This window comes from Cystobacter fuscus DSM 2262, from assembly GCF_000335475.2.
GTDB lineage: Bacteria > Myxococcota > Myxococcia > Myxococcales > Myxococcaceae > Cystobacter > Cystobacter fuscus.
The window spans coordinates 439140-461759 of the sequence record NZ_ANAH02000005.1 but is presented as its reverse complement, the minus strand read 5'-3'; the positions used below and the strand labels follow the sequence as shown (position 1 = coordinate 461759).

Here is a 22620-nt window from a genome sequence, read left to right as displayed (position 1 = left end):
GGATTGTCATACACCGTTGCGTGACCGACTCGTGGGTATCCAATGAGGGTCGGTGATGACGACGGAGACGCCCGTGTCGGCGTACCGCCCCGTCTTCGTCATCTGGTTCAGCTGGCTGGGATCGTCGTGGTTTCGACCCGTGGAGGGATCCATGACGGTGCCATCCGGGCGCTCCAGGACGTAGCGCAACCGGTTGGGGACGGGCTCGGGCCCGGTCGGGTGGGTGATGAAGACGACCGCGCGGAGCCTGCGTTGGTGGGGGCCGAGTGGCTCTTCGGGTCCGTCCTGGAGGTGGATCCTCATGGACTGCAGCTCCTCCATGATTGCCTCGCCGAACATCGAGACCAGGCTCGAGGCGATGGGGGGAACCACATGCACGTGGCCATCCAATTCCAGCCGACGCGCCGCGTCGATGAGCCCGGTAGGGAATGACTCCTCTTCCTCTTGGAGGTCTCGATCAGGAGGGACTCGATTGATGCACTGAAACAACAAAGGCTCGGCTTGCCCGGGCGTGGTGTCGAGCGGACAGCCATTCCAGAGTTCGGTACGTCCCAACTCCATCGCGGCACAGAGCAGACCCGTCGCGCCACAGGAGTGGGTGAACTCCTCTTGTTTGACGATGCCGAGGCGGTAGGCCGGAGGGGACTCGGACCGCGAAGGACCGCTGGGTGCTGGATTCCTTCCGGGGCCGTCATAGAACGAACCTCCGTGGCGAGGCCGCAGCGGGACATGGACCCTGGGCGGAGGCAGGAGCTTGACGGGGTCCTTCTTGGGCCGCTCGCTGTACCTGTCGCGGAACCGCAAAGGGCGTGGAGGGGCTGGCGGAGGGCCAGGAGGGCCTCCGTGAGGGCCAGGAGGGCCCCCGTGAGGCCCAGGAGGACCCCCGTGAGGCCCAGGAGGACCCCCGTGAGGGCCAGGAGGGCCTCCGTGAGGGCCAGGAGGGCCCCCGTGAGGGCCAGGAGGGCCCCCGTGAGGGCCAGGAGGGCCTCCGTGAGGGCCAGGAGGGGGCTGGTTGACAGCGGGGGGCGGGTTGGGCCTGGGATCCGCGATCAGTGGATTCTTGGAGGATGAGAATTCGGAGTTGCCCGTGAAGCCTTGACGGCGTTGGGGGGGGGGCTGGCCCGGCTGCCGGGATTGCTCCTGCGGGCTCGGACGTCCCGTGCCGGGGTGGCTCGAGGGATCGCCTGGAGGAGGAGGCGAGCGCCCGTCTTTGTCGGAAATGGGATGTCCGCCTTTCTGGCGCAACCATAGCGTGGATCGCGAACGAGGAAGAGTGGACGTGGGCGCGGATGAGGCAACCCGGGGCCGGTCTCGGCGATAATGGAGGAGGGACCTGTCCTCCGTGTAGGGAGGTGAGGTGTTCCCCCCAGGAGGCGCCATGTCCACCATCACCGGTCCGACCGGTCCCCGCGTGACCACCACCCAGACCCCGTCCACGGCACGGCAGGTCTCGGAGACGAGTTTCCTCTCGCGCGTGCAGGCGAGCACCAGCGGCGCGGCGGCCCTGTCGAAGCCAGGCAATGCACCCCTCGTCTCCGGCCGCGATATCGTCTCGACGGCTGTCTCCGCCGCCCAGCAGAAGTCCGGTTCCGCTCAGGGGACGGGGAGCACCGCGGAGACGGATCCCGCGCTCGATCAGCGGCGCGCCCTCCAGGAGATGTCGCGCGCGTTTCTGATGGGCAGCATCCAGTCCACCTTCGCGGGAGTCGCCCAGGCGGGCTCCATCCGTCCCGATCTGGAGGACTGAGGGGGCCGGAGCGCCCACGGGGCCGCGGCCCCGCGGGGGTTACTTCAGCTCGAGCATCTGGGAGTGCAGGAAGAACTTGACGGTATCGAGGTTGTTGTCGTGCTGGCCCGCCAGCTTGCGCGCCTCGGCCATCCAGGCATTGAGATGGGGCCCGTTGGCGGCCTCCTTGAAGACGACCTGATGCGTGTCGTCCAGGGCCTGGCGCAGCTCCGTATCGGACGGGGGTGGGGCCTTGGCTCCGGGGGCGGGGAGCGGCTTGCCGCTCAGCAAGCCGTGCAGGGCGAACTTGACGGCGTTGAAGTCGTTCTTGAGCTGGCTCGCCAGTTCACCCGCCTTGGCCATCCAGGTGTCGACCCGGGTCCCGCTGGCGCTCTTGCCGAAGACGAGCGTGTGCGCCTCGTCCAGCGCCTGGTGCAACTTGTCCTTGGACAGCGGCGCGGGAGTCTCGCCGGCGGGCGGGGTGAGCATGCCAATCATCAAGGCGTGCAGGGCCAGCTGGATGACCTTGAAGTTGTTGTGGTGCTGGCCCGCCAGCCCTTGCGCCTGCGCCATCAGCTCGTTGGCGCTGGTGCCGCTGGCGCTCTGGCCGAAGGCGAGCTGGTGCGCATCGTCCACGGCCCGGCGCAGATTCGTGTTGGACATGGGCGCGGGCGGCGCGCTCGACTTGACCGTGGCCATCTTGCCGAACAGTTGGTTCTGCATGGACTGCCGGGCGTGGTTGTTCACGGCGTAGGAGAGGGGATCTCCCATGCTCATCCCCCCCGAGGAGAAGCCGCCCGGGGACATCGCGCTGTTGAGAATCTGGGATTTCAAGGCCATCTGGGCGTAGGAGCTGTCGCCACTGGTCTTGTTGTGTGTGATTTTCTGACCCGTCTTCTCGGAGAGTATCTCGGCGTGCAGGGTGTATTTGATGTCGTTGAGGTCGTTGCCCTCGCTCGCGAGTTGCTTCGCCCGGGCCATCAGGGCCTTGGCCTTGGGTCCACTGGGCTTGCCGCCGTGGACGAGCTCGTACGCCTCGTTCAGGGCCGTGCGCAATCCCGAGTCGCCCTGCGTGTGGTTCGCGGGGCTGGAGGGAGCCGACGTGCCCTGGGTCTTGGAGAACATCTCGGAGTGCAGGGCGTATTTGACGGCGTCGAAGTCGTTGCCGTGCTCGCTCGCGAGCTCACGCGCCCGCGCCATCCAGTCGTCCACCTGGGAGCCACTGGCCTTGCCCCCGTGGATGAGCTCGTGCGCCGCGTCCAGGGCCTGCCTCAACTCGTCATCGCCCATCGCGCTGGCCTGGGCCGAGGTATGTCCTGGCGGAGGGGGCGTGACGAAGTTCTTCGCTTTCGCCGAGGCATTGCGTCGCACCGGGGCGCCGAATTTGCTCTGGAAGCGGGCTTCCCCGCCGGCCTTGCGCGGCTGCGCGGCGGCTGGGGGAGTGGGGTGCGTGGCCTGGGAGGTGGCGGTGGGCGCCGCCTCGCGCGCCTTCATCTCCTGCCCTGATACCGAAGGTTGTTTCTGTCCGATGCGCATGGGGGGCCTCGCGACAGTCTAACCCGAGACGCCTTGGATGGACAGGCGAGGAGGCGCGGCGCGCTGGCCGGTGCGCCGCTGCCCGTTCCTCGTATTCGGAGAAAATGAACCCGGGCTATTCGCGTGGCTTCAGGGCGGAGCGGATCTGCTCCAGGGCACTGGGATCCTCCAGGGTGGTGAGGTCGCCGGGCTCGCGCTGCTCGGCCAGGGCCTGGATGCCGCGGCGCAGCAGCTTGCCCGAGCGCGTCTTGGGCAGCAGCGTCACCAGGTGCACCTGGGCGGGGCGAGCCAGGGCCCCCAGCGTCTTGTCCACCGTGTCCATCACCTCGCGCGTGAGTGCCGCGCGGCCCTCCTCCGTGCGCGGCCGCGAGCCGTCCCGCGGCACCGCGAAGGCCACCACCACCTGCCCCTTGAGCGAGTCCTTCACGCCCACCACGGCGACCTCGGCGATGCCGGGGTGCCCGCAGATGGCCTCCTCGATTTCCCGCGTGCCCAGCCGGTGCCCCGCCACGTTGATGACGTCGTCGGTCCGGCCGAGGATGAAGTAGTCCCCGTCCTCGTCGCGCGTGGCCCAGTCGAAGGTGCTGTAGACGGGCTTGTCGAAGTGGGAGAAGTACGTGGACACGAAGCGCGCGTCATCACCCCACACCGTGGACAGGCACCCGGGTGGCAGGGGCGGCTCCACCACCAGCACGCCCTTTTGCTGGGGCTGGGTCACCTCCTCGCCCGTCTGCGAGTCCAGCAGCCGCACCCGGTAGCCATAGATGGCCGTGCCCGGTGAGCCGAACTTGCGTGGCCGGGCCTCCACCCCCGGACAGGGGCCGAGCAGGGGCCAGCCCGTCTCCGTCTGCCAGTAGTTGTCCAACACCTGGGTGGCGGGCAGCGCGGTGGAGATCCACTCGTGGGTGGGCGCGTCCAGGGGCTCGCCCGCGAGGAACAGGTAGCGCAGGCTCGACGTGTCATGGCGCGTCAGGTGTGCCGCGTCCTGCCGCTTCAAGAGGCGGATGGCGGTGGGCGAGGTGAACATCACGTCCACCCGATGCTCCTCCACGAGCTTCCACCAGATGCTCGCGTCCGGGCGGATGGGCAGGCCCTCGTACAGCACCGTCGTCATGCCGGCCAGCAGGGGGCCATAGACGATGTACGAGTGTCCCACCACCCACCCGATGTCGCTCGCGGTGAACATCGTCTCGCCGGGCTGGCCGGTGAAGATGTGGCGCATCGAGGACGCCAGCGCCACCGCGTAACCTCCCGTGTCCCGCTGCACGCCCTTGGGGCGCCCGGTGGTGCCGGAGGTGTAGAGGATGTAGCTGGGTTCGGAGGACTCGAGCCACTCCACCGCGACGTGCGCGCTCTCGTGTTCGCGCGCCAGCGTGGCGAAGTCCACGTCGTGCTCGGGCACGCGGGGCATGTTCGGATCCAACCCCCGGTCGAGCACCAGCACCCGGGGGGGCGGGTGCCGCGCCAGCTTCAGGGCCTCCTCCACCAGCGGCTTGTAGGGGATGACCTTGCCGCCGCGCATGCCCGCGTCCGCCGTCACCAGCAACACCGCTCGCGCGTCATCCATGCGCGTGGCGAGACTGTTCGCCGCGAAGCCTCCGAACACCACCGAGTGGATGGCCCCCAGCCGCGTGCACGCCAGCAGGGTGAAGATCGCCTCGGGCACCATGGGCAGGTAGATGATGACCCGATCGCCGCGCTTCACCCCGAGCGCGCGCAGCATGGCCGCCACCCGGTTCACCTCGGCATGCAGTTGTGCGTAGGTGTACCGGCGCTGCTCCTGGGTCTCCGTGGAGACATAGACGAGCGCGGGCTGTTGCGCCCGGGCCGCCAGGTGCCTGTCCACCGCGTTATGACAGAGATTGGTCCGCCCCCCGACGAACCAGCGAGTGAAGGGCGGACGTGAGAAGTCCATCACCTGGTCGAAGGGTCGCTCCCAGTCAATGAGCCGTGCCTGCTCGGCCCAGAACGTCTCGGGCTGATCCACGGACCGACGGTGAAAGTCATTATATGCGCCCATGTGCTCGCTCCTGCCTCCCACGCCCGCGCGTGGGGCTGTTGAACGGCCTCTTCGTCCAATATGCTTGTACCGCAACCGTTGCTTCATTTCGAAGGGCTGGCACTCCTGTATGACTTGGAGTGATCACGACTCTTTTCCCCTGGAGGGCCCATGGGGCACACCGCCGAGTACGACTCCCTCGCCGAGGAGTACCAGCAGTCCAAGCTGATTCCCTTTCGTCTCGAGCTCGAGCACTACAGCCTGTTCGCGCGGTTGGGTGAGCTGCGCGGCAAGCGGGTGTTGGACCTGGCCTGTGGTGAGGGTTTCTACAGCCGGCAGATGAAGCGGCGGGGCGCGGCCACTGTCCACGGGGTGGACGTGTCCCCGGCGATGATCGAGCTGGCCCGTGGGGCCGAGCGCCGCGCGCCGCTCGGGTGTACCTACGCGGTGGGCGATGTGGCCGGGCTCGAGCGCCTGGGTGACTTCGACCTCGTGGTGGGCTGTTACCTGCTCAATCAGGCGCACACCCGCGAGCAACTCCTGGACTTCTGTCGCGCCATCCACCGCAACCTCGCGCCGGGCGGGCGCTTCGTGGGCGTCGCCGACAACCCGCGCGGTGACCCGAGGCACTACGAGCACTACCGTCCCTATGGCCTCACCAAGCAGGCCGCCTCTCCACGCACCGAGGGGAGCCTCATCACCCTGACCTTCTTCAACCCGGACGGCACGAGCTTCCAACTCACCAATACCTACCTGTCCCCCGAGTCCTATGAGTGGGCCTTCCGAGAAGCGGGCTTCTCCTGCTTCGAGTGGGTGCCCGTGAGGGCTCGTCCCAGTCATGACCCGGCGACCGCCGACTACTGGCGGCGGTTCGTGGAGATGGAGCCGCTGGTGCTCCTGGAGGCCCGCTCGGACGGGTAGGGCGAGCGAGCGCCCCCTGTTCCGCCGGAGGAGCGGCCAGGCGTCTAGAAGTAGACCTGGACGCGGTTGAAGAAGACGAACTCGGCGGGCCGCGAGCCGCCCTCCGCCGCGCCACCGGTGAACGCGGTGCGCTCTCCCGTGAAGGTGATGCGGGTGTTGTCACTCAGGTACCAGTGGGCGCCAAAGCCCCAGGACTGGGCACCATTCGCCGAGCGGGCCGGGTCCGCGAAGAGCGGGAAGGCGTTGGGGTCGATGCGCAGCCCGGAGTAGCGGCCCACGAGCTCCACGGCGCCCCAGTGGCCCGCGGCGGGGCTCAGCGCCTGCTCGGGCTTGAGTCCCTCGTAGGAGGCCTTGCCCCCGAACAGCACGTACGAGGCGGACAACTGCCAGGCGGTGTTGGTCAACCGGGCCTCCTCGCCGCCGCGCCGCACGTCCTGCGTGGAGGAGACGTACTCGGCCATCACCCCGAGCGGCCCCGAGAAGTAGTAGGCCTGGGGAGAGAACCGGTAATGCCGGCCGCTGGCGAGCACCGTGACGTCCGTGGTCGCGCCCGAGAGGTAGGTGAAGAAGGTCTGCTGCCCTTCCGCGCGCAGCGTCGGCTCCTGGGTCGCGCCCAGCGTGCCGTACTCGCTGCCCACGGTGCCGGCGATGCCCAGGCCCAGTCCCTCGAGCAGCCCGAGCCCCGACTTGCGGAAGGGGTGCGAGAAGAGGCGGCCCTCCAGCTCCACGTTGTCATCGACGTTGAGGTCCGCCGCGCCACCGTCGGGCGAGCCGTTGAACGCGCCCACCGCGTAGCTCAACACCCCCCCGGCGATGTCGCCGGAGAACTGGATGCCCACTTCCCGGTTGGGGACCAGGCTGGTGGGCAGGGCGAACTCGGGGAACATCAAGGCCGTGGTGGGCTGCAGGCGCTCGAGGCCCACGGGGGCCTTGAACTTGCCCACGCGGATCCGGAACTCCCGCGCCGGGTGGATGTCCACGTAGCCGTCCTGGACGGGCTGGGCGTTGGGCGCCAGATCCAGCAGGAAGCGGACGTCGACCAGCCCCGCCACGGTGGCGTCGAGGGCGGGCTGGAACCGGCGCAGCAGGAAGGTGTTGTTGCCGTTGCGCTCCTTGCCCTCGGCGAAGTAGCGCGCGTCCGCCTGGAGCACACCGCGCAACTTGAGCTGATAGTGCTTGTCCGCGCTGGAGATCGTGAAGCCCCCCGGCCCGGCGTTGATGACGGGCGCTGGGGCGGTCGTGGCCGGCTCGGCCGCGGGAGGGGGCGCCGTCGTCGTGGCCGGGTTGATGTCGCGCGGCGTATCGTCCTTGGGGGGATCCGCCTGGGGCTGGGGAGCGGGGCCCTGCTGGGCCGCGGCGCCGCCCGCCAGGGTCAGGCAGGACAGGGTCAGGAGGACACGCGGAAGGGTTTGACGACGGAAGAGGCCAGAGAACCACGCCCTGCGAATCGAATCGTTCAAGCGGACACCGTCATTCGGAAACCGAGCCGTGCAGTGGAGGCGTCCAAGACGCAGCCGTGACGTATCGGTTCCCTGGGGGAGGAAAAACAGCTCTGGGACGGAACGACCCCGCCGCGAGTTCCCCGTGCCACGGCGGGCGCGCTCCAGAGGGAGCGAGCAGGTGTGGGAAGGCAACTCCTGCTTGAACGGCTCCAGGAAGTCTGACTACCTGTCGGCGCATGGCGTCCTCCTCATCCGCCCACCAACTCTTCCTCCACTCCCGCTTCTTCGGGGGGCTGGACGGGCTGCGTTGCCTGAGCATCGTGGCGGTGGTGCTGCACCACGCGGCCAGCAGCCACCACGGCGTGTTCGTCCGGTTCAACCAGGGCGTCTCGTTGTTCTTCGCCATCAGCGGCTTCCTCATCACCACCTTGCTGCTGCGCGAACGCGACAGCCGGGGAGACATCTCGCTGACGGGCTTCTACGCCCGGCGCTCGCTGCGCATCTTCCCGCTCTACTACGCGGTGCTCGGGCTCTACACCCTGCTGGTCGTCTTCCTCGAGAAGGACGTGCAGGCACGGGGGGATTTCCTCGACAACCTGCCCGCCTTCCTCACCTACACCTCCAACTGGTTCGTCTCGCTCGAGGGCCGCGTCATCTTCTACTTCGCCTGGTCGCTGGCCGCCGAGGAGCAGTTCTACCTGCTGTGGCCCCCGGTGATTCGCTACGCCAGGGGCGCGGGCGCGCTCGTCTTCATGTCCGGGGTGCTCGCGCTGTCCCTCCTGGCGCCCCTGGCCGTGAAGGCGGGCTACATCGACACGCACGTGCTCTGGGGGCGCATCCTCACCAGCTTCCAGCCCTCCATCAGCATGGGCTGCCTGGCGGCCCTCCTGGCCCACTCGCCCCGGGGCTTCGCCTGGCTCTACCGGGTGCTGGGCCAGGCGTGGAGCGCCCCGCTGGCGATGCTGCTCGTGGCCGGCGCGTTCTTCTGGGACTCCACCCCCAAGGCGCTGTTCTCGTTGCTCTTCACCGCCCTGGTGGTCGCCACCTGCATCCGCCCGGATCACGCGTTGATGCCCGTGCTGAGGCTGTCCTGGGTGCGCTACGTGGGCACGGTCAGCTACGGCGTCTACCTGCTGCACATGCTCGTCTTCAACCTCGTGCGGCGGGCGATGCCCCGGCCGTTCACCTCGCTGCTCGAGTCCTCGCTGGGGTCCGGGATGGTGGTGTTCGTCACCTTCGTGCTCGGACTGGGTGTCTCCGTCCTCCTGGCGGGGCTCAGCCACCGCTACTTCGAGAGCCGCTTCCTCGTGTGGAAGGAGCACTTCGACTGGCGCACGAAGCCGCGCCCCGCCGAGCCCGTGGTCTCCAGTTCGAACAGCCCGGCCTGACGGCTCGCGTCCGGGCCCGGACGGCCGTGGCGCTCAATAGGCCCACTCGCCCAGGCCGTAGTGCCGCGCGGTGGCCACGTTGAGCAGCACCAGGACCAGCAGCACGCCGAACTGGAACCAGCGGGGACGGCGCGCGCAGCCGTCTCCGAGGAAGAACAACAGCGGGAAGAGCGGGGCGGCGAACCGGAAGGTATTGACGAACTCCCCCTGGAGCAGTTGGACCAGCAGGCAGAGCGTCGCATAGAGGCCCAGGGCGGGTTGCCAGCGGGCGAGCCGCACCGCCCCCACGAGGAAGACCCACCACGTGACATACCAGAGCACGTTGTAGGGGTCCCTGCTCTGCCAGGCGTTGCCGAAGACGAGCGTCTTCAGCGCGCCACCGAGCGAGTCCACATGCGCCCATCCCTGCTGGGCCTGCATGAAGGCGAAGGGCGAGCCCGCGACGAGGGTCTGGAACGTGAGGAAGCCCAGCACCCCGAGCAGGCTGAGGAGTCCGGCGATGAGGAGCGCGCGGATGCGGCGGGCGGGCGTCGTCTCCACCCAGGCCGCCAGCAGCGCGGTCATCCCTCCCACGAAGACGCCCTGGTTGCGCGTCAGGGCGGAGAGCGCGCCGAAGAGCCCACCCCCTCCCGGCCGCCTCGTCCCGCTGAAGAAGAACGAGAGGAACGACAGCAGCAGGAACAGCGCCTCGGTGTGGTGCGAGTGGAAGATGTAGCTCGCGGGCGAGAAGAGGAAGAAGAGCCACCCCAGCCGGGTGTCCGGCGTCAGCCGCTCCGGAACATCATCCCGTTGGGAAACCCGGACACAGACGACGACGAACACGGCGAACATCACGGTGGAGAACGCCGCGCCCAACCATTGGATCCCGGTGACGCCCAGGAGCTTCGCGAGCGCCCCGACCGTGAGCGGATACGCCGGGTAGAAGGCGAAGAGGGCGCCGCTGTACCCATCGCGGGCAATGGCCGTGTAGTAGTTCGCGTCCCAGTAGGTGAGCAGGTGCCCGAACGGCTGATGGCGCCGGAACGCGATCCATCTCCAGATGGCCAGGTGCATGAGTACCATGGCGGCCGCGCTCACGTAGACGAAGCGGGCGGTTCCGGGGCGCGTCAGATCCGGAAGGAATGGGCGCATGGGTTTCGATGTGGACAGCGGTGGCTCCAGGCGGAAAAGCGGACGGCCTTGCTTCGCAGCCAGAACAGGTCCATGTCAACGAGGCGTCGGATGAGCCAGGGGTACTCAGGATGAAGCACACCCAGAAACCAAGCATCGCCATCATCGGGACCGGATTCGCGGGTCTGGGCATGGCCATTCGCCTCAAGCAGGCGGGCCTCGACTCGTTCACCCTCTACGAGCAAGCCGAGAGGATCGGCGGCACCTGGCGTGACAACTCGTACCCGGGGGCCGCGTGCGACGTCCCGTCCCACCTGTACTCGTTCTCCTTCGAGCCCAATCCCCGGTGGACCCGCCACTTCGCTCCCCAGGCGGAGATCCTCGACTACCTCGAGCACTGCACGGACAAGTACGGGCTGCGGCCACACATCCGCTTCAACTCGCCGGTGCGCTCGGCCCGCTTCGACGAGGACGCCTCGGAGTGGGTCCTCACGATCGGCGAGGGAGAAGAGGTCCGGGCCCACCTCGTCATCTCCGGCTGTGGCGCGCTGAGTCGTCCCTCCCTCCCCGAGATACCGGGCCTGGCGAACTTCCAGGGCAAGCTCTTCCACTCGGCGCGGTGGGACCCTGGCCATGCGCTCGAGGGGAAGACGGTGGCCATCATCGGCACGGGCGCGTCGGCCACCCAGATCGTCCCCCGGATCGCCCCGCGCGTGAAGCAGCTCCACCTCTTCCAGCGCACCCCTCCGTGGGTGCTCCCCAAGGAGGACCGGCTCCTCGGTCCTCGGGAGCGCAAGCTCTACGCGGCCCTGCCCGCCATGCAGTGGCTCCACCGGCAGATCATCTACTGGAAATACGAGGGCCGGCTGCCCCTCTTCTTCTCGCGGCTCCCCCTCGCCAGGCTCTTCGAGTGGCGGGCGCTCCGGTGGCTCGCGCGGAGCATTCCCGACGCTGGGCTGCGGGCGAAGCTCACCCCGAACTACGCCATGGGCTGCAAGCGCGTCCTCCTGTCGGACGACTACTACCCCGCCTTGCTCCGGCCCAACGTGGAACTGGTGACCGAGCCCATCCAGACGGTCACCCGCGACGGCCTGCTCACGGCGGATGGGAAGGCGCGCCCCGTGGACACCCTCATCCTCGCCACGGGATTCCAGGCCGCCGAGGCCGTCTCCCCGTTCCCCATCCAGGGACGGGGCGGGCTGCGGCTGGAGGAGGCCTGGCGCACGAGCGCCGAGGCCTACCTCGGGACGACCGTGGCGGGAGTGCCCAACTTCTTCTTCCTCGTGGGTCCGAACACGCTCCTGGGGCACAGCTCGATGGTCTTCATGATCGAGTCCCAGGTCCAATACGTCCTGGACTGTATCCAGACCCTGCGGCGCGGGGGCTTCGAGACCCTCGAGGTGCGCGAGAGCGCCCAGGCGCGCTTCAACCAGCGGCTGCTCGAGCGGCTGGGCCGCACGGTGTGGAGCACGGGCGGGTGCGCGAGCTGGTACAAGACGCGCACGGGCAAGAACACCACGCTGTGGCCGGGGTCCACCGTGGAGTTCCGGTGGCGCACCCGCCAGCTCGAGCCAGGCGACTACCACCTGGAGAAGTGACTCGCGGCCAGGCCCCCAGCGCCATCAAGGTGCTGAACACGTCCCCTCCCACCATGACGTAGCGGCTGGCCCAGAGGACCGTCTCGAAGGCTCTTTCCAACTTCTTCGTGAAGAAGTGAGCCGAGCGCGAGCGGCGCGGGCCGCTCAGTGCTCGCCCACCGTGTTCTCGGTGCGATGCCAGGGCCCATACCTGGTGACGCTGGCTCGCACCGTGCGGCTCTGCGTCCAGGGCGGGTCCATGGGGTGAAGCATCCGCGTCGTCGTGTTGCCGCTCACCTTCCAGGATGCGCTCCCCGTCACGAGGTTCTCGTGCTCGTCCGTGGACAACGAAAAGCCCTCCTCGGTGGACATGCGGAGGGTGAAGCCCTGGGAGGCGGGAGGGACGTCCTGCCGTCTGCCGAGACGGCCTGTGTTCCGGACGGAACGCAGCAGGAATTTCCCCTCCACGCGTTGGACCGTGAGGATTTCCTCCGCGAGGAACGACGACGTGGTCGTCTTGTGGAGGGTGAGCACGTCCCCCTCCATGCCGATGATCTCGTACTGGTGCAGGTTGCGCAGGTTGTCCCAATACAGCCAGCGCTCGCCCACCGCGACGCGCTTGGGGGCCCAGGCCAGCCACAGCCCCAGCTCTCCCTCGCGGATGACGCCGATCAGGAAGTCTTCCGAGTAGATGAAGAGGAGTGCTCCCGGCTGGGGGGCGGGGCGGAGCTGATAGGAGATGCCGTCCACGGTCACCTGACTGCTGGGATGGGCGAAGGCGCTGGTATTCGCCCACATCATGGGAAGGGAGGAGTCCTCCGAGTGATTTCCAGGATTGATGAACCCACCCTGCTCGGGGGTGGGGGGCGAGAAGGCCTCGAACGAGAGAAGGATCCTCTCGCCCTCATGAGAGGTGAAGCGCAGCCGCATCGTGGGTAGACCGTTGCGCTCTCCCTCCTCGTACTGCATGGGCCGGTAGAGCGTCCGCCGGTTGGTCAACACCGCGGCGCGCTCCCGCGCCATCTCCTCGTCGTTGATGAAGTCGATCTGAACACCATCGAGCTGCGTGATGATGGCTCGAAGCAGGGGAGGCCGCCCGGTCCGCCGGGTCACCATCACCTCGATGGCATCGTAGACAGGGTGATTGGCGAGCAAGGCGATCACCTGGACCTCGTGGCGATCGAAGGTGATGATGAATGGCTGGACGATGCTTTCCGGGTTCATCGGGCCCGGGGGCCGGGGCGGGGCGGCAGGCACGTTGGCCCCGACCAGCAGAAAGGTGACCAACGCGACGAACGCGAATCTGTCTCGATAGAACCGCATGACGGCTTTCCTCCCTCCGCCGGCGCTCGCCAGTCAGAGGGGGCCAATATGCGGTCCTGCCCCTACATGGTGAAGCAACCCCGTGGATGCAGGGCATGACTGCTCAAGAGACGTTTTCGGGCCCAGAACAGAGGGACGCACCGTGGTGGGGGCAGGCTGCCCCCCGGGTCAGGATCGTTGGCGTCTGGAGACACGGGGCCGACGCCGGCTTTCGTCGGGGGGCGTGGAGCCGACTCCCCTGCTCGGGCTGCCCGAGGGCCTTTTGTTCTTCCGCGCCAAGGATGGGGTGCACGGCTCGGAGCCGTGGGTGACGGATGGCACCGCGTCCGGCACCCGCATGGTGGCGGACATCGCCCCGGGGGCCCGTTCCTCGGCCCCCCGCGAGCTCACCCGCAGCGGCGATGCCATTGTCTTCAGCGCGGATGATGGCACCCACGGTGCCGAGCTGTGGCGCGTGCCGCTGTTGCCGTGAGCGGGCGGGCCCCAGGGGGAGCACGTGCTGGCGGTGCTCGCCCTGGAGCCCTGATTGCCCATGCTTTCGTCATGAGCATCCACGAAGATTCCCTTTCTTGAGTTCCTACAAATTGGATTCTCAAAGGGGCTGAATGGCTCGATTGCTCGGAAATCGAAATGAGCAATGGAGTGGATGGTTTGTGTTGCTCCGCCTCCTGGGTCATCTATGGGAGAACTCCTTTCAAACCCCGTGGAACCAGGAGTCGCGGAATGCAAAGCAGCGCGAGGTGGTGGCTGGTCAGGCTGTTGGGCGTCTGGCTCGGAGTCTTGTGGGGGGGCTGTGGGCAGACGGGGCCGGGCGGAGTGCCAGACGAAGGGGAGGCGGTACGAGGCTCTTCCCTGTGGGCCACGCGGGCTCGTGCCCGCCTCGCCGCGGGAACAGCTCATTCCCTGGCGGTGCGCCCGGATGGCACGGTTTGGACGACGGGCGGCAATGGCCATGGCCAGTTGGGAGATGGGACCACGCTGTCTCGCCGGACCCCCGTTCAAGTGCAGGGGTTGAGTGGGGTGGCGGCCGTGGCCGCGGGCCATGGCCATTCGCTGGCGCTGCGCTACGACGGCACCGTGTGGGCCTGGGGCAACAACGCCTATGGCCAGCTCGGGGACGACACCCGGGACAACCGGACCGTGCCGGTGCAGGTGACGGGGCTGAGCGGGGTGGTGTCCGTGGTCGCGGGCGATACCCACTCTCTGGCGGTGCGCTCCGACGGCTCTGTCTGGGCCTGGGGCCGCAACACCTCCGGCCAGCTCGGGGATGGCACTCGCGACGACCGGGCCGTGCCGGTGCAGGTGACGGGGCTGAGCGGGGTGGTGTCCGTGGCCGCGGGGGGGAATCACTCGCTGGCGGTGCGCTCCGACGGCTCTGTCTGGGCCTGGGGCAACAACGCCTCCGGCCAGTTGGGGGGCGCCCCCGAGGCGGCCTACCCCGTGCCCTGGCGGGTGGAGGACGTGAGCGGGGTGGTGGCCGTGGCCGCGGGCCAGTACCACTCGCTGGCGGTGCGCTACGACGGCACCGTGTGGGCCTGGGGTGACAACCTCTACGGCCAGCTCGGGGATGGCAAGCTGGAGGGCAACTCCCGCTGGCTGCCGAAGCAGGTGCCGGGGCTGGGTGGGGTGGTGGCCGTCTCCGCGGGCTTCTACCACTCGCTGGTGGTGCGCTCCGACGGCACCGTGTGGGCCTGGGGCAACAACGCCTATGGCCAGTTGGGCGGGGGCTCCAGGGCCCATGCCGCCTCACCCGTGCAGGTGCTGGGGGTGAGTGGGGCCGTGGCCGTGGCCGCGGGTTATCGCCACTCGCTGGTGGTGAACTCCGACGGCACCCTGTGGGCCTGGGGCTCCAACCTCGACGGTCAGCGGGGAGATGGCACCCTGACCCGCTACCCCACGCCAGGGCGGGTGCCTGGGCTGAGCGGGGTGGTGTCCGTGGCGGCGGGAGGTGGCCATGTGTTGGCGCTGCTCTCCGATGGCACCGTGTGGGCCTGGGGTGACAATGCCTCCGGCCAACTGGGAGATGGGACCCGGCACAGCCGCTGGGTGCCGAGGCAGGTGCCGGAGCTGAGCGGGGTGGTGGCCGTGGCCGCGGGCTCCTCCTTCTCGCTGGCGGTGCGCTACGACGGCAGCGTGTGGTCCTGGGGCGACAACGCCTACGGCCAGCTCGGGCATGGCTCCACGGACGCCAGCTCCGTGCCGTTGCATGTGCGGGAGCTGAGCGAGGTGGTGGCCGTGGCCGCGGGCAGCATGCACGCGTTGGCGGTGCGCGCCGATGGCACCGTGTGGGGCTGGGGCTTCAACGACTACGGCCAGCTCGGAGATGGCTTCGAGGGCATCTCGGCCCGCCGCTACTCGCCGGTGCAGGTGCCGGGGCTGAGCGGGATGGTGTCCGTGGCAGCCGACTTCGGTCACTCGCTGGCGGTGCGCGCCGATGGCACCGTGTGGGCCTGGGGCAACAACACCGACAGCGAGCTCGGGGATGGGACCACGACCCGCCGCCTGGTGCCGCTGCGGGTGAACGCGCCGGGCACGGTCGCGCTCCTGTCGGCGGGTTATAACTACTCGATGGCGATGCGGGCCGATGGCTCCTTGTGGGCCTGGGGCACCAACTTCGCGGGCCAGTTGGGGGATGGGTCCACGACCTCCCGGGCGGTGCCGGTGCGGGTGCAGGGGCCCGTCAGGGCGAGCACCCTGGCCGCTGGCCAGAGCCACTCGATGGCGGTGGGGTCCGATGGCTTCCTGTGGGCCTGGGGCTTCAACTTCGAAGGCCAGTTGGGCGATGGCACCTTGACGCATCACGCCCTGCCGGTGCGGGTGCCGGGGATGAGTGGGGTGGTGGCCGTGGACGTGACCCTGAACCTGTCGCTGGCGGTGCGCTCCGACGGCTCCCTGTGGGCCTGGGGGAACAACGACGTTGGCCAGTTGGGCACTCAACCCTCCACGTACGTGACCACCGCCGTTCGCTCCTCGTTGTATTGAGAGCGAGGACTCGCATCCGCCCCCTTTCCCACGCGGGTGTGGGGGAGGGGGTCGGCACTGGTGAAAGAGCCAGCGCACGGGGCGTGGCTCTCGCGCCACGTGTTGGCGGAACTCAGGGACGCGTGCAGGGCACGGGCAGGGCACTGAAATCCAGGAGGCCATTTCCCAGCTGGCCGGAAGTGTTGAGACCCCACGTCCACACCGTGCCATCCTTACGGACCGCCATGGAGTGGTTCTCGCCAGCGGCGATGAGTTTCACGTCGCTGAGTCCCCGCACCTGCACCGGCGTCGAGCGCTGAGTCCTCGTCCCATCACCGAGTTGGCTGTAATAGTTGTCCCCCCAGGCCCACACCGTGCCGTCATTGCGCAGCGCCAGAAAGTGGTGGTTGCCGGAAGCCAGCGCCTTCACGCCGCTGAGCCCGCTCACCAGCACGGGAGTCAGGCGATCAGTGGTCGTTCCATCTCCCAACTGTCCGCTGTAGTTGTCGCCCCAGGCCCACACCGTGCCGTTATCTCGCACGACCGCTGAGGAAACAATCGCCGCGGCCACGGCCTTCACGCCACTGAGACCACTCACCTGCACCGGCTTCGGTTGGTTGGTTGTCGTCCCGTCCCCGAGTTGGCCATCGTGATTGCCACCCCAGGCCCACACGGTGCCATCATTTCGCAATGCCAGGGAATGGCCTCCACTGGTGGCCACCCCCACGATGTGGACCAGCCCGCCCACTGGCCCAGGTGTCGAGCGATTGATGGTCGATCCATCTCCCAATTGGCCGACACTGTTGAGACCCCAGGCCCACACGGTGCCATCACTCCGCAGCGCCAGGGAAACGCTGAAGCTGGCAGCTGCGCCCACCACGTTTTCAAGACCATTCACTGGTACCGGAGTCAGGCGGTTGGTGGTCGATCCATCTCCCAACTGGCCGATACTGTTACTACCCCAGGCCCATAGTGATCCGTTATTGCGCACTGCCAGGGAGTAATCATTGCCCGCGGCAACGGCTTTCACATCGTCGAGGATTGACGAGGGAACCGGGTGAGCACCCGTCGACCCATCACCCAGGTCTCCGAGGCTGCTGGACCCCCAGACCCATAAAGTGTTGTCCTCTTTCACCGCGAGGGAACGGTTGCCGTGAGAAGCGATTTGCGCTGTGGCGGTCAGGCCCATCGTTTGAACAGGGACGAAGCTCAAGAACATCGCCCCATCACCGAGCAGGCCCATTCCACGGTAACCCCAGGCCCAGGCTTTCCCATCCTCCCGTACTGACACGGAGTGGGATTCGCCTGCGGCCACGGACCTCACTCCACTGAGTCCATGCACCTGCACCGGAATCAAACGATGAGCCGTCGTCTCATCGCCGAGCTTTCCGTTTGTGTTTTTCCCCCAGGACCACACTGTGCCGTCATCGCGCATGGCCAGTGCATGGTCGCTACTCGCGGACACCGCCGTGATGCCACTCAGCGCATTCACCTGGGCCGGACGCGAGCGGCTAATGGTGGTCCCATCACCTAGCTGTCCAGTGGAGTTGCTCCCCCACGCCCACACCGTGCCATCACCACGTACCGCTAGTGAATAACTCCCGTTTGAATTGGAGAGTGGGAAACTGTTCCCCACGGCTATGGCTTTCACACCATCAAGCTCGCTCACCTGTACTGGCGTCAAACGATCAGTGGTCGTCCCATCGCCGAGTTGGCCAGAACCGTTGTTGCCCCAAGCCCACACCGTGCCGTCACCACGCACCGCCAGAACATGGGCGGAACCAAGGAGGCTGTATTTTGCGGCGGATACTTCGACCACTTCGCTGAGTCCCTTGACCCGTCCCGGTGTCAGACGGTCAGTGGTCGTCCCATCGCCGAGTTGGCCGGAACTGTTGATTCCCCAGGCCCACACCGTACCGTCACCATGCACTGCCAGGGAGTAGCCGTCACCAGCGGCCACCCTCTTGATACTGCTCAGGCCAGCCACCTGTACCGGTGTCAGACGGTCGTTGGTCGTCCCATCGCCGAGTTGGCCGGAACTGTTGATTCCCCAGGCCCACACCGTACCGTCATCTCGCACTGCCAGCGAGTGGTCGCTGCTCGCCGCCACCGCCCTGATACCACTCAACCCGCCCACCTGCACGGGTACTGGGCGATTCGTGGTCGTCCCGTCGCCGAGTTGGCCGTAATCGTTGGGCCCCCACGCCCACACCGTGCCATCCGGGCGGAGCAGCAGCGTGTGCTGAGTCCCCACCGCCACGGCGGGCGCGATGCAGGTTGGCGAGGAGGAGAGGACGAAGCTGGCCGAAGCGGAGAGGCCCAGGGCATTCTGGACGGTCGCCGTGACGGTGGGCGTCACCCCGCTGGGGACACACGAGGGAGCGGTCCAGACGACCTCGCTCTCCGTGGCGGTGTCCGCGGGGCTTCCCAGTGTGCCGATGTTGCTCGTCCAGGAGAAGTGGAGCGTGAGGTTCTGGGCGTCCACCGCGGTGACGTGCAGGGTGACGGTCTCCCCCGCCCGGACGGAGGCCGCTGACTGGGTAGAGCGCACGATCTCAGGTGCTATGGGTTCAGCACACCGCGTGGGATTGCGCGCGCAGAACTCCACGGCGGATTTGTCGAAGTCGATGCAACCCACCGCACCACCGAGCACCACCGTTGCGAATAGGACGAGCCTCGTCGAAATCTTCATGACCACTCACTCTCAGGTAGAGTCCCAACAATACCCAAAAGGGAGTCCACCCGACGGCGGAGCACGAGCATCGGAGCCTGTTGCTCACCCTTCGACACATCACCCACGGACGCCTGCCCTGACGCGTCGGCCTCACGAGCGTCGCCCGCGGCGGGGGGCTCGTGCGCTCCACCCTCCCTCTGCCCGCAATCCCTCCCAGACGGGTGTTGTTCCCCCTCTCAGAAGGGGCTGCGTCGATGGAGGAGCAAATACAGGGGGGCCGGGTGGAGTCTTCCGGGCAGGACGACAGCTCCGGGGCGGAAGACGCGCCGCGGGAGTTCCAGCAGATCCTCCGCCGGGAGAGCCGGCTGGAAGCGCTGCGCCGTACGGCCCTGATGGACTCTCCCGCCGAGGAGGCATTCGACCGGCTGTCGCGGCTGGCGACCCGGGTGCTCGAGGCCCCCGTGGGGCTCGTCTCCCTGGTGGACGGCAAGCGCCAGTTCTTCAAGAGCTGCGTGGGCCTGCCCCCTCCCTGGTGCGACCTGCGCCAGACGCCCCTGACCCACTCCTTCTGCATGCACGTGGTGGCCACCGGAAAGCCCCTCGTCGTCGAGGACGCGCGCCTGCACCCCGTGCTCCGAGACAACCTCGCCGTCGATCAGCTCGGGGTGGTGGCCTACCTCGGCATGCCCCTCACCGCCTCCCAGGGAGAGACGCTCGGCACCCTGTGTGTCATCGACACCCAGCCGCGCGTCTGGACGGAGGAGAACCTGTACGTCCTCGAGGAGCTATCCGTCTCGGTGATGAAGGAGATCGAGCTGCGCGCCGTCCGGGAGCTGGAGGTGCGGGCCCAATCGGCGCGAGTGGCTGGCGCCGAGGCGGAGGCGGCGCGCCAGCGCTTCGCCCTGCTGGCCGAGCTGAGCGCCGTGCTCGCCGAGGGGTTCGATCTCCAGGCCGTGCTCGCCCGGGCCGTGCGCCTGGTTGTCCCTCTGGTGGCGGATGGCTGCTCGGTGGAGTTGCTCGAGGCACAGGGCCGGCTGCGCCGGGTGGCGGTGGCGCATGTGGATCCACGAGAGGAGGCACGGCTGCGCGCCCTGCCCGAGCCCTCCGCCCTGCTCACACCCGAGCGGATGGATGTACATCCGGTCGCGGGGCATGTCCGCATCACCGGGCCCGAAGGCGCCTCGCTCCGGCTGCCGTTGACGAGTCACAGCCGGGTGCTGGGCGCCGTGAGCTTCTCCCTGGCACCCGAGCATCCCCTGGGAGAGATCGAGGTGTCGCTGGCCGAGGATGTGGTGCGCCGCATGGCGCTGGCGGTGGAGAATGCCCGGCTCTACGCGGAGTCCCGCGAGGCCACGCTGCTGAGGGACAAGTTCCTCTCCATCGCCTCGCACGAGCTGCGCACGCCCCTGACGGCGCTGGGGTTGCAGGCGCGGATGTTGCTGCGTGACGCGAGCCATCCGCAACGGCCGCTCACGCCGGAGCTGGTCGCGCGCAAGGCGCGGGTCATCACCCGGCAGGTGGATCGGTTGGGCCATCTGGTGGACGAGCTGTTGGACATCTCCCGGATCGCCCAGGGGCACCTGTCCTTCCCGCTCGAGGACGTGGACCTGGCCGAGCTGGTGCGCGACGTGGCGGCGAGCTTCCGCGAGGAACTGGCGAGCCCGGGCATCCGGCTGGTGCTCTCCGGGGTGGACGCTCCCGTGGTGGGGCGGTGGAACCGGTTGCGGCTGGAGCAGGTGGTCATCAACCTGCTGACCAATGCCATCAAGTATGGGCGGGGCCGCCCCATCGCGCTGGAGCTGAAGGCGGACGAGGCGCATGCGTGGCTCACCGTGCGCGACGAGGGCATCGGCATCGCGCCGGGAGACCAGGAGCGCATCTTCGAGCGCTTCGAGCGCGCCGTCTCCGAGCAGAACTACAGCGGTTTCGGGCTGGGCCTGTGGATCGTCCGGGAGATCGTCCACAGGCTGGGGGGCGCCATCTCCGTGAACAGCACGCCCGGCGTCGGCTCGGCCTTCACGGTGGAGCTGCCCCGCGGCTCTTCACGGCTGAGCGGCCCCCTGCTTCACTGAGGGCCGGGTGGTGTCTGTCATTGTCTGGCGACCACTCGGTCACAGCTCGACGAGCGTCCCATCCAGCCGGGTGAAGGCGAACCCCTGGAAGACCGACTCGGGGTAGGTGGGGCGCTCCTCCTGGAGGAAGCGGATGAGCACGTCCTCGCCCAGACGGAAGCCGTCGAGATCGTCGTTCCGGTAGTGGATGCCGTACGCATCCCGCCCCATCGCGGTGTTGTGGGCGAGTTTGTTGAGTTCCCCGGCCACGGTGAGGGGGGGGCCGTCCACACCGGGCACGTAGGGCTCGAGCCCGGTGCCATCGCGGTTGGGTTTGACGGGGTTGGGGATGACGAAGTCCTCCTTGAACCAGGCCTTGAGGAGGGCGGAGCGGGAGCCCGCGGTGTAGCCGTGTCCCCCTGGGTGGGAGGGATCCGTGGGCGAGCCGATGGGCATCATGACGGGCAGCAGGAACGAGCCCTGGCCGTCATTCAACCCCCGCCGCTTGTTGACCAGCTCGTTGTAGGCCTGGATGCGCTCGAGCACGGGCGACTCCAGCAGCTCCGGGTGGATGGGGTAGTCCGCGGCCCCCCTGCGGCGGTTGTGGACTCGCCCGCCAAAGGCATCCGGCCGCAGGTAGCGGTGGATGTACCACTTGCCATAGAAGCCGTGGTGGCTGAGCCGGGTGAGGCAGCCCAGCAGTTGGAGCAGGTGGGACGGTCCGAAGCTGGCGAACCCGCTCTGCGTCCTGCTCGCCTTGTAGGGATTGCGGTCGCTCAGGGCCGCATCGCCCAGGCTCAGCAGGATGAGGGCCGCCCGGAGGTAGGGCGTGTAGTGCAGGTCCACGCCGGCGTTCTGGCCCAGGGAGCGCAGATCGTGGATGTACCGGAGCACCGGATCCATGCGCGGAGGGGTGATGGCCGTCCCCTCGGGGAAGCCGCGCTGGGCCGCCAGCCACTCGTCATACGACGTCAGGAAGTCGATGCCCTCTCCGGTGGTCACGGGCAGCGGGACCTGGAGCCGGGGCTCGATGGGGATGCCATCGTACGTCCAGGGCCGCAGCAGGAACTGGGAGACCATGGGCCCCTCCAGGACTCCGGGGCTGTCCATGCGGAAGATCGTCTGCGGGGTGATGGGCTTGGGTCCCAGGTAGCCGGAGTATCGTTTGAGGTCCTCGATGGCCGCGGCGATGGTGGGATCGCTGGCGTAGTCGGTGAAGGGGATGTCGCGGCAGAGCGCCATCCAATACAACTCCGCCACTTGTGCGGCCGCCTCGGGACTGGCCAGGGCGGGGGGCGTGCCCAGACGCACGGCGGCGGCATCCGGTCCCACCAGATCGTACGTCAGGCCGCCCAGGGGATTGGTCAGCTTCAGCCGGCCTCCCAGGGGCAGGGCCTCGAAGTCCTCGAAGCGGCCCGTGGCGAGCGCGCGCAGCATGGCGTCGTAGGCATTGGGGTCCACCTCGCCCAGTTCGTTGTGGGGCAGGCCCTTGGAGTAATTGCCAATGCGATGGGGGTAGCGCTCTTCATCCCCGTTGGTCCGCTTGGGGAAGATGCCCCGCTTGAACTCGTTGAGGGCGGCCTGCTGGCGCAGTTGGTAGGACCGGATGCGCCGGATCTGGGCCCTGCGCGTTTCCGGGCGCGTGGGGTCCTCGAGCAGATCGAGGGAGGAGTCGTCCACCGGAGGGGCGCCCGCCGCCAGGGCGGCCAACGCCGCGCTTCCCATTCCGCCCAGGAAGCCGCGGCGGCTGGTCAGTTCCTGCGGGTTCATCTCCTCGGGTGTGGCCTGGGCGTGGCCCACGGCTGATTCCCGCGGCGGAGAATCCTTGTGTTGCTTCGTCATGTGTGTCCCCCCCACTTCCGCGACCCGCGTCACACGAGTCTCGCCCTCCACCTCAATCACTCATCATCCG

General features: G+C 68.1%; 15 protein-coding genes. 7 read left to right on the top strand and 8 right to left on the bottom strand.

Features of this window, described 5'->3' with window-relative positions:
* Window positions 1-6: 6 nt before the first annotated feature.
* The gene (locus D187_RS59700) at window positions 7-1380 is read right to left on the bottom strand and encodes a T3SS effector IpaJ family cysteine protease (RefSeq protein ID WP_002627842.1); all 1374 of its coding nucleotides are present in this window, start codon (window positions 1378-1380) and stop codon (window positions 7-9) included.
* On the opposite strand from D187_RS59700, the gene D187_RS09400 reads away from it, so the two are divergent.
* A complete protein-coding gene (locus D187_RS09400; protein WP_002627841.1) occupies window positions 1379-1747 on the top strand; it encodes a hypothetical protein in 369 nt (122 codons plus the stop codon). The two genes, D187_RS59700 and D187_RS09400, sit on opposite strands and share 2 nt — an antisense overlap.
* A 39-nt stretch (window positions 1748-1786) precedes the next feature.
* On the opposite strand, the gene D187_RS09395 is transcribed toward D187_RS09400, so the two are convergent.
* Together D187_RS09395 and D187_RS09390 are read right to left on the bottom strand one after the other, a co-directional pair.
* Entirely contained in the window at window positions 1787-3262 is a 1476-nt protein-coding gene (locus D187_RS09395; protein WP_002627839.1) for a hypothetical protein, read from the bottom strand.
* A 115-nt stretch (window positions 3263-3377) separates the two neighbouring features.
* Window positions 3378-5282 (bottom strand): propionate--CoA ligase, encoded by a 1905-nt coding sequence (locus D187_RS09390; RefSeq protein ID WP_020917906.1) that lies wholly within the window; start codon window positions 5280-5282, stop codon window positions 3378-3380.
* A 150-nt stretch (window positions 5283-5432) separates the two neighbouring features.
* On the opposite strand from D187_RS09390, the gene D187_RS09385 reads away from it, so the two are divergent.
* Entirely contained in the window at window positions 5433-6182 is a 750-nt protein-coding gene (locus D187_RS09385) for a class I SAM-dependent methyltransferase (protein ID WP_002627837.1), read from the top strand.
* Between the two features lie 44 nt (window positions 6183-6226).
* Here D187_RS09385 and D187_RS09380 read toward each other — a convergent pair whose 3' ends face one another.
* Window positions 6227-7642 carry an OprO/OprP family phosphate-selective porin gene (locus tag D187_RS09380; protein WP_002627835.1) on the bottom strand — a complete coding sequence of 472 codons (1416 nt, stop codon included), beginning with the start codon at window positions 7640-7642 and terminating at the stop codon, window positions 6227-6229.
* 218 nt (window positions 7643-7860) lie between these two features.
* On the opposite strand from D187_RS09380, the gene D187_RS09375 reads away from it, so the two are divergent.
* On the top strand, window positions 7861-9012 hold the full coding sequence (locus D187_RS09375; protein WP_002627834.1) for an acyltransferase family protein: 1152 nt from the start codon (window positions 7861-7863) through the stop codon (window positions 9010-9012).
* A gap of 33 nt (window positions 9013-9045) precedes the next feature.
* Here the strand turns inward: D187_RS09375 and D187_RS09370 are convergent, their stop codons facing one another.
* A complete protein-coding gene (locus tag D187_RS09370) occupies window positions 9046-10143 on the bottom strand; it encodes a mannosyltransferase family protein (RefSeq protein ID WP_002627832.1) in 1098 nt (365 codons plus the stop codon).
* Between the two features lie 110 nt (window positions 10144-10253).
* On the opposite strand from D187_RS09370, the gene D187_RS09365 reads away from it, so the two are divergent.
* Window positions 10254-11720 carry a flavin-containing monooxygenase gene (locus tag D187_RS09365; RefSeq protein ID WP_002627829.1) on the top strand — a complete coding sequence of 489 codons (1467 nt, stop codon included), beginning with the start codon at window positions 10254-10256 and terminating at the stop codon, window positions 11718-11720.
* Window positions 11721-11864: 144 nt separating this feature from the next.
* Here D187_RS09365 and D187_RS09360 read toward each other — a convergent pair whose 3' ends face one another.
* The gene (locus D187_RS09360) at window positions 11865-13022 is read right to left on the bottom strand and encodes a hypothetical protein (protein WP_002627828.1); all 1158 of its coding nucleotides are present in this window, start codon (window positions 13020-13022) and stop codon (window positions 11865-11867) included.
* Between the two features lie 223 nt (window positions 13023-13245).
* Here D187_RS09360 and D187_RS56980 point away from each other — a divergent pair, with 223 nt between their 5' ends.
* Both D187_RS56980 and D187_RS09350 read left to right on the top strand, forming a co-directional pair.
* Entirely contained in the window at window positions 13246-13494 is a 249-nt protein-coding gene (locus D187_RS56980; protein ID WP_002627827.1) for an ELWxxDGT repeat protein, read from the top strand.
* A gap of 251 nt (window positions 13495-13745) precedes the next feature.
* Complete coding sequence (locus D187_RS09350; RefSeq protein WP_002627825.1) at window positions 13746-16004, top strand: RCC1 domain-containing protein; 2259 nt, start codon at window positions 13746-13748, stop codon at window positions 16002-16004.
* A gap of 112 nt (window positions 16005-16116) precedes the next feature.
* On the opposite strand, the gene D187_RS09345 is transcribed toward D187_RS09350, so the two are convergent.
* The gene (locus D187_RS09345; RefSeq protein WP_002627823.1) at window positions 16117-18675 is read right to left on the bottom strand and encodes an RCC1 domain-containing protein; all 2559 of its coding nucleotides are present in this window, start codon (window positions 18673-18675) and stop codon (window positions 16117-16119) included.
* Window positions 18676-18911: 236 nt separating this feature from the next.
* On the opposite strand from D187_RS09345, the gene D187_RS49705 reads away from it, so the two are divergent.
* Window positions 18912-20729 carry a GAF domain-containing sensor histidine kinase gene (locus D187_RS49705; RefSeq protein WP_002627821.1) on the top strand — a complete coding sequence of 606 codons (1818 nt, stop codon included), beginning with the start codon at window positions 18912-18914 and terminating at the stop codon, window positions 20727-20729.
* A 39-nt stretch (window positions 20730-20768) separates the two neighbouring features.
* On the opposite strand, the gene D187_RS57625 is transcribed toward D187_RS49705, so the two are convergent.
* The gene (locus tag D187_RS57625; protein WP_051256277.1) at window positions 20769-22550 is read right to left on the bottom strand and encodes a phosphatase PAP2 family protein; all 1782 of its coding nucleotides are present in this window, start codon (window positions 22548-22550) and stop codon (window positions 20769-20771) included.
* Window positions 22551-22620: the final 70 nt, after the last annotated feature.